The sequence below is a fragment of the Sporosarcina siberiensis genome (genome assembly GCF_042681925.1).
Taxonomy (GTDB): Bacteria; Bacillota; Bacilli; order Bacillales_A; family Planococcaceae; genus Sporosarcina; species Sporosarcina siberiensis.
This window is the reverse complement of the sequence record NZ_JBHUGI010000001.1, coordinates 42,855-50,985: the sequence shown is the minus strand read 5'-3', so window position 1 is coordinate 50,985 and position 8,131 is coordinate 42,855. Positions and strand designations below refer to the sequence as shown.

The following is an 8,131-nucleotide window of genomic DNA, read 5'->3' as shown; positions in this document are numbered from 1 at the left end:
GTAGAAAAATCCTATAAGCTTCAAATAGAAAAACTACAACTAGAAATTGAAAACAAAAATAACGCAAAATAAACTACTTGTACTTTATTTTGCGTAAAAAAAAAAGAAATGATTCCTTGAAGGGATCATTTCTTTTAAAGTTTATTACACACATCAAATGTAAGTAGATACAATCGTACCTACTTAAAATAGAATAATTTTATTTTAACACTTTTTAAAGAGTTTTTCAAGAACCGTAGATAAGCACATTTTTTGTTTTATTTTCTGCTCTTCTTTTTTAGCAAGTAGAAAGCATTCAAAAAACTATAATACTACAAGTAGGAAGTTGCTAAATCGATTCAGTATATTTTCTCTTCCATCTACAACAAACGCGCCCGATTCTTGCACACGAGAGCCAAACCACTCATTGAACATAAGCTTTTTCATTAGGGTAGTTTTGCCTGCTTCATTTGCTCCAACTAATCCATAACTTTTTCCTTATTCAAATACACATTTTTTTGTAATAGCATTCCATCTATTGAGACTTTCAATTTATTTACATCAATCACCTACAAAATATAGTATTTGTCCTAATACTGAATAAAAGAGTGGATCTTTTATTGTAGCTATATCTTCAATTTCAACATTGACTTTAAATTTTTCCTTAATTGAAAACTTCCACCTAGCAATCTCTTTACCCCCTTCATAAAACTTGACCCAGTCTAAAATACCTTTCTTGGATATAATCTCCAAATTATTACCTGTTATAACATATTCAGGGGTAAGAATATCCATCCCTTTTTGCCTAGCAATAAATTTTTCTTTACTATCATCGTTTAAAAATTGAATATCAAAATCAGATTTTTTTAATTTATAATGATTTTTTTTTGCAGCAATTAATTGTATCCCTTTTTCATTAAATGCTCTGAAGGTGGAAATTAATTTATTTTCACCAATCCACATATCAAAGATTCTATGGAAAATGGACTTAAAATACCTCTCGATAGAGCCATGCTCTTTTCCATTTACATCTTTAATTGTCGCTCGAACAGTACTTGACTTTACGTAAGGCCCTTGATAGCTATATGTATTCATCTAATTTCCCTCCAATTTTATAACTAGCTCTTTTACACAAATTCTTGAAATGTAATGATTTTTGTTTCTTCGTAAATATAATCTTCATAAAACATTGCAAGTGTTGTATTTAGTGTTTCGTAATAAACATTTCTCTCTTTATTCGATAAACCTTTTAACGTACTTTCAGATGGGACATTTTTTGTAACTACGAGTGCATAATATTCTTTAAATCAAGAGCACATTAATACTTTTGCTTATGTAATAGTATCCAATTCATTGAATACATATATTTAACGTCTGTTAGTTTTTTCCAATCAACCCGTAAACTCTAAATCAAACAATTCCTAACAGCCTATGATTTGGTTGTTAAATTCCCCTATTCTATTAAAATATATGTCGGCTGATCTGAGAAATATAAAAAAATAGATAAACCAGAGCTGGTCTGTTTGTTACATTTTTGTGTTGATATTTCTGCATAGCTTTCTTTAATCCTTATTACATAACTTTTGATTACGGCCACAAAAATGTACCACTTCTGCCATGGTTTTACCAGCGATTGCCGCAAGACTAACCCTCGTTCTTAATGAGTTTACCACTAGGTTAACGCCAAGAAAGTGCAAATTTACAACGTTAAGGATTTTTAAAGATAAAAAATTCTAACCCTTCCGTATTTTGAGGGAGGAATTAGGATTGTGATTTTCAACTTACGCACCCTATTTTCGTATAATTCTTTCCATAATCATTTGATTTATGCCCCAGAACAGAAAACGGAATACAACCGCAATGAGAAAGAAGGCATAAACAAATTCAAAAATGGTGAATGGCTCATAATCAATTAAATATGAATTAATAAAAATTAAAACTAGAGACAACAGCTCAATTAAAGACTCTTTAAGTCCATTTTTTTGATACAAGCACCTAGTTCCTTTGAGATTAAAGATATCTTTTGATTCTTCGCTTAAAAAACCTTTAACAAAGCCCAAACCTATTAAAAAGATTCCCATAGCAAGTCCATACGATATATTTAATACCTGTGTTAATACACAATAAATTATGGCCTAACCTTATACGACAATTGCACCGGTTTGCTCAAATTAATCAGTTATTAAAATAATAAACCCTCCACGGAAACGTAAAAAACAAAAAGGGAACCAATTATACTGACAATGCCCATTTTCTTTCGATTCTGTTTGATTTCAGCTATGCCTATAACCAGCAACATTGTCCCTATAACAAACATCATATATGGCAATCCTTCATAGTTACTAGATATTAAGATGTATCCCCCCAAAACAAAACCAATGATAACTAATACAATTCTAAGTATTTTCAGCAATATGCCCATTCTCCTTCGCCCAAAATTACGGTTACTCCACGATTTGGCCCGTTAGCTGAATACTGTTCTTACTGAATATTCGTTATTTCATACAACTAGTATAGCATTTTTAATTATAACCAATATGGTTTTTGAACACCTTTAAATATGAAGTAGTAAATACCTTTCATTCGATCGTAACAAGTTTTTTAGCTTTGGTACATTTCTTTGTTCACAACAATCAGTTACCAATCTTCTATATTCTAGTAATACAAACACGAACAATAAACTACAAATAGTTTATTGTTCGTGTGATTTTAAAAAAATATAAAGGTTAGATTACGCTGGTACTTCCAATTCACCTTGATATATCTTCATAACTATATCCTCAGAAATCTTCCCATTAGAATTTAAATACCCTAATGATTGAAGCTCTTCCTTTTTTTCTTCCATCAATCTTTCCAGTATCCCCATGCCTTTTAACCTCTTATATTCTTGGTAATTTTCTGCCATATGATTATCGAATTTCTGATCTATTTCTTTGTCTTCTTTACCAGTATTTAAGCTAATCATTAGTTCTATAATCTCCGCATCTTTCAATGCTAAATTTGAGTCTCCTAACCTACCTAATTCAAATTGAATTTGTTGTTTTCTTTCAATTTCCCTCTTACTCTTTTCACCTTCAAACCACCAATCAGGTAATCTTTCTACCTTCTGCTGCTTTCTAATATTTATAATATCTTTTATTTCAATACCTGTTTTTCCCTTTAAAACATTTTCAACCAACGACTTTAATTTGCTAATAATAAAAGCTTCTGGATTGTTAATTGTCTCAGCATTTCTTGTGTATTCAAAAAGGGTATGTATCTCTCTACTAATATCAAAAGAGCCAACGTTAATTATTTTCAATAAAAGTTCTTCAATTGCATAACAAGCATCATTCCCAATACTTTCAAATATATTGTTCAATATTATTGCTTTTACACGCTCATCATCATCAAAAAGTACATTTTCACCTGTAAGTCTATTAAAATACTTTCTATCTTTAGATCCGTATGCCTTTTTAAATGATTCAGCATACATTCCAAAGCGTTCTTTTCCTTTTTGCATGTCAGACTCTGCTTGTCCCTCTAATCGAACCTGCGAGCTTTTAGGGCTGTTTCCAGGCTCTGTATTACTCTTTGTATTTTTCCTTTTAATAATGAATGATAATGAAGTGATTTTTCTAACCGTTTTGTGTTCGATCATCTTTACATCGAACTCTGAATGTTCGTTAACCTCTTTCAATGAAACCTCTAATGCTCTTTGTTTGAAGTGACCATATTGAGCTAGTTTAAATTCCTTTTTACCGTTAACTTCCTTCAAAACAGGAACACCTAACAAATTTTTTAATTCTTCGACTTCGACTTTCCATGAACCAATTTTCTCCCACTTTTTCACTAGCTGATATAATCTTGACGAGTAAATACTTTTAAAACTAAGAAGTATATTTAATTTAGTAGTTGTAAAGTTATTTTCCAAATTTAATAAATAAGGATACAATTCTGGAGAAAGTTTAATTTCTGCAACGCCTTCCTTTGCAATATAGCTTGATTTCGTTACCCACTGAAACATTTCCCAACTTCCGTCTTCTTGCTGTATTTCGATAATTTTTTTCATTAACTTTTTTATTGTATTTTTAAAGGCTGAGTAATTCGGATCTTTGAATTCCAGCCATTCTGTAAAGTCTTTAATTGGCACTCTAAAGGGTTCAATTTCTTTTATAGGTTTTTTTATTACTCTTTTTCCATTTTCATCAATATCAAACTCTGGTGGCTGTATATTGCTTAATACAGCGAATAGGATTTTTTGCTCGTTCAAACTTAATGCATCTGAAAATCTAGCCTGTACTAAATCATTGTGCAAGGTGACTAAAAAGTCCTTGCTCAACTTAATATCATTCATAACAAAAACCCCTCTATCTATATATTTGATGTGTGTGAATCTACTATAAAACAGTTTACTGTTATTTGCAACACAATAATCACACATATTAATTCAAGTGATAATTGACGTTAGATTTGTGATTTTTAAATATATAGACGTTAGATTTGTGATAGTTGGCGTTAGATTTGTGATAGTTAGACGTTAGATTTGTGATAGTTGGGCGTTAGATTTGTGATAGTTGGCGTTAGATTTGTGATAGTTGGCGTTAGATTTGTGATAGTTAACCTCTACGAAGACCTTCACTACAGTGTTTATAGCCCCTCTATAACAGTTATAAGGTTTATAACATCTCTTAATAACATTTATTAATAACATACATAACAAGCTACTCAAACCCGTCTGGTTAGATATTAATTCATTTATTAACTCTTTTACTTAATTCAAAATCAAAACACTTTACTAGAAAAATAGATTTATAAAAATGCAAAAAAAAAAGACCTTTAAAGGACATTGATTGTACGATTCAAACCTTAAAAGATAATTCACCGAAAAAAACGCGTCTAAACATATCTTATAGATTAGTATCCAAAACGATGTTTTAATCTTTTTAGACGCTAATCATCGATCATTACCATTTTAATGATTTTTTTCATTTTTTAATTCTGAAAAAAGTTCAGTATCAAAAAACTCGGATAAGGTCATATCGAATCCGTGGGCAATCTTTTTCAATGTGATGATTCTAGGATACTTTGAACGCCCAGACATTATTTCAGAAATGGTCGATTGATTGACACCAGATCTTCTAATTAATTCATTAGTAGTCCAACCCCTGTCTTTACATAAAGTACGCACTCTTTCAGTTACCGCATCATGTACATCCACAAAAAAAACCTCCTTCCTTCTCGTATAGCATTTCATTTCAAACAGAACTATTAAATGTATGTATCATTTCCAAGAGAACTATTAAGTATATATATCATTTGTAACAGAATCATTAAACCTTATTCAATAATAAGGCATCAAAAATGAGTTTGCAATTGTAATTCAAGTCTAATTTCCTATATTATTTCACATCTATACTTTTTCGCTTTAAAGATTTAATAAAGCAATGAGCTATTAAAAGCCTAGAATACAACAAGAAAAACTTTTTTCATACTAGTTAATGGATTTCATAAAATACCGTGTTAGTTATTTTGAACTAATATAAGTTTGTTGATATAACTTGGAGTCATTGTAATAAAGAGTTTATTCAATTTAATATCAGTATACTGTTGACAAATATCAGTATACTGATATTATTGAGTTATTCGAAATCAACCAAATTATATAGGGGGTGTGTTCTTGTCTTATTATTTTGGGGATTGGATAAAAGAACAACGTGATTTCTTTAATTTAACTCAAAAAGATTTATCCGAAATAACACAAAAGAAAATTACCCAAAGCATAATTTCAATGTGGGAACGTAAGGAAATAATTATACCCTCAATCCAAAACATCATTACTGTAACCGAATCATTAAATATCTCATTACAGAGTGTTCCGTGGGATCACTTTACATTGGAAGAAGAAAATGAAACGAGGTGTGTAGAAATGAAAAAACGTTTCAGTTTATACGAATTACCGTCAGCTTGTTCAGTAAAAACCTTTGAAGGCAAAACGTATGACTTAAAAGGATTCGTGGGAATAGAAAAACACACAGGCGAAGTAAAACACATAACCGATTTATATTATCGAGCGAAAACGGTCGTTTCTGAATCAAAATTATTAGCAAAAAGAAGAAAAGAAAACGAGGAATTAATTAAAGAAAAACGAGAAAAGAAGTTGAATTAACTATTCGTAAAGTAAAGTAACACACCGTTAAAGGCAGTAGAAAAAGACAATTGAATATCGGGATGTCTTTCGTTTAGTGGTAGAGCGGATAGATATATCCAACTAAAAGGTTTAACAAGGGAATCCTAAAACTTGTTGTTTTAAAAATGGCCACGTGATAGTTCTTGGTTATCTAAAAACCTCGTGCATTGAAGCTATATGCTTCAAGGAGTTTGCGAATAAACCTGCTAGAAATTCGCGTAAGCATACTGTCTTTAATGGTGTGTTACTACCAACATTATTTTAATGAAAGGTGGTGGGCATCATGGCTACAAAAGAACAACGTCAAAATAAACAAATGGTAGAGCGATTATTATTGATTGAAGGCATTGAATATGATAATTGGGTTGATGAATTTCATACTAGCTATATTCAATCTAATCAGAAGTTAATCTTTGAAGCACTTGATAGCAAGATTAATAAAGGCAAAGAGAAAAAAGAAAATGTAATCGTAACTGATAAAAACGTGCCGTCATCTACTAATTTCTAAATTGACCACAAATCCGTTTGAAAGGAGGAATGTGCAATGGAAGGTTTAATTTCGACAGGACAAGCAGTTTTGGAGTGGGCTCAGCGCCTTGGAATGATTAGTGCAGCGATTGCTTTCTGTATTGGTGGTTACTATTTGATTTGGGGTGGTGATCGGGGAAGGGGTAAGTCAATTGGCTGGTTCATTGGTGCAGCTGTTGGATTAATAATTGTAATGGGTGCGTTAGGAATCGCTCAAAGTGTCGATAGTAATATCAAGTTTTAACAAAATAAGAAAGTTTGGAAAGCTACATATGTAAATGTGGCTTTTTTCTTTGTCTAAAAATGGACTTTAAAGGAGAGTTGGCTAAATTGCTACAAGTATTATTTGCAGGTGTTGAAGATAATTTAATTAAAAACCACACCAGAATTGATTTTGTTGAAGCTGTAGCTATGACACATGATTTAGAAATGAAGTGCAGAGAAGAAAAAAGAACGTTTTCAGCGGAGTTTACAATTATTTCACCAGAAACGGAAACAACATTGTACGTTGGAATAGTTAATTTCGGTTCATATGATTACCCAAATATTTATCATCAAATTAAAGAAATGACACGACTTATTAAGGTGAATAAAAAGAACTTATCCGATAAAACCTACTTACTTGAACAGATTGAAGAATTAACACCAGCCGAATATAAAGTAAAAGAAACAATAGATAAAACCCTTGTTAATCTTGACCGATCGAAAATATCCAAATTAAAAAAGTGGCAAAGGATTATCATTTACTCTTTTACTTTAGCAACAACGATTGGATTAGTTGCCGTTGGAATATCTTTTATTCTACAAAAAGAACAATATGAAAAAGCGTTATCTGATGGCAGAAGAATGGTTAGTGAAAACGAGGAAATGATTGATGTCTATGAATTGGCTTTGTTAGGTAAAAAGGAAGATTTGGAAAAGTATTTTGAAGGAAAGAAAATGAATCAAAATCAACAACTTATTCTAGTCGATATGTATTTAAAGGAAAATGAATACGATAAAGCTGTTAGCACTTTGGGAGATCCAGTAGAAGTTGAAACCCTTATATTAAATAATGATTTCTGGAAGAACGGAGAAGTGAAAATTAATAAACTGAAAGAGTTCAATGAACTATATCCCACAAATGAGGCTAGGTTTGATGTAGCTTATTTTGAAAATGAATATGAATTGATGTTAAATTTACCGACTATTAATATGACTGTTAAGCGTTCCAGAATGAAAACATATGCTTTGATGAAGCTTGGGAAAATTGATGAAGCAAAAATAGAGCTGAATAATAATAATGATGAAAGATTATCAGGGAAAATTGATCGGTATCAAATTTTAGAAGCTGAAATTAAAACATTAACTGAAAAAGTTGATCGGGAGGCACAAAATAAAGAAAAAGATGAAGAAACGATTGAAACATTGTCAGTGGAATTAGAAGAAAAGACAGCAGAATTTGATGGGTTGTAA

8 protein-coding genes are annotated in these 8,131 nt (G+C 31.0%); 4 read left to right on the top strand and 4 right to left on the bottom strand.

What is annotated here, in order from left to right; all coding sequences use genetic code 11:
- Positions 1–540 precede the first annotated feature (540 nt).
- The 4 genes from ACFSFY_RS00230 to ACFSFY_RS00215 form a co-directional block, all read right to left on the bottom strand.
- Positions 541–1,074: a tubby C-terminal domain-like protein gene (locus ACFSFY_RS00230; RefSeq protein ID WP_381535152.1), complete on the bottom strand. Its 534-nt coding sequence runs from the start codon at positions 1,072–1,074 to the stop codon at positions 541–543.
- Between the two features lie 1,087 nt (positions 1,075–2,161).
- Entirely contained in the window at positions 2,162–2,392 is a 231-nt protein-coding gene (locus ACFSFY_RS00225; protein ID WP_381535150.1) for a YczI family protein, read from the bottom strand.
- A gap of 318 nt (positions 2,393–2,710) precedes the next feature.
- Entirely contained in the window at positions 2,711–4,315 is a 1,605-nt protein-coding gene (locus tag ACFSFY_RS00220; RefSeq protein ID WP_381535147.1) for a replication initiation protein, read from the bottom strand.
- 618 nt (positions 4,316–4,933) lie between these two features.
- Positions 4,934–5,179, bottom strand: coding sequence for a helix-turn-helix domain-containing protein (locus tag ACFSFY_RS00215; protein WP_381535145.1), 246 nt, complete (start codon positions 5,177–5,179; stop codon positions 4,934–4,936).
- Between the two features lie 459 nt (positions 5,180–5,638).
- Between ACFSFY_RS00215 and ACFSFY_RS00210 the strand changes: the two genes are divergently transcribed.
- From ACFSFY_RS00210 to ACFSFY_RS00195, 4 genes are all read left to right on the top strand, one after another.
- The gene (locus ACFSFY_RS00210; protein ID WP_381535143.1) at positions 5,639–6,127 is read left to right on the top strand and encodes a helix-turn-helix domain-containing protein; all 489 of its coding nucleotides are present in this window, start codon (positions 5,639–5,641) and stop codon (positions 6,125–6,127) included.
- A 304-nt stretch (positions 6,128–6,431) separates the two neighbouring features.
- A complete protein-coding gene (locus tag ACFSFY_RS00205) occupies positions 6,432–6,656 on the top strand; it encodes a hypothetical protein (protein ID WP_381535140.1) in 225 nt (74 codons plus the stop codon).
- A 36-nt stretch (positions 6,657–6,692) separates the two neighbouring features.
- Positions 6,693–6,920, top strand: coding sequence for a hypothetical protein (locus tag ACFSFY_RS00200; protein WP_381535137.1), 228 nt, complete (start codon positions 6,693–6,695; stop codon positions 6,918–6,920).
- Positions 6,921–7,006: 86 nt separating this feature from the next.
- Entirely contained in the window at positions 7,007–8,131 is a 1,125-nt protein-coding gene (locus ACFSFY_RS00195) for a hypothetical protein (RefSeq protein ID WP_381535134.1), read from the top strand.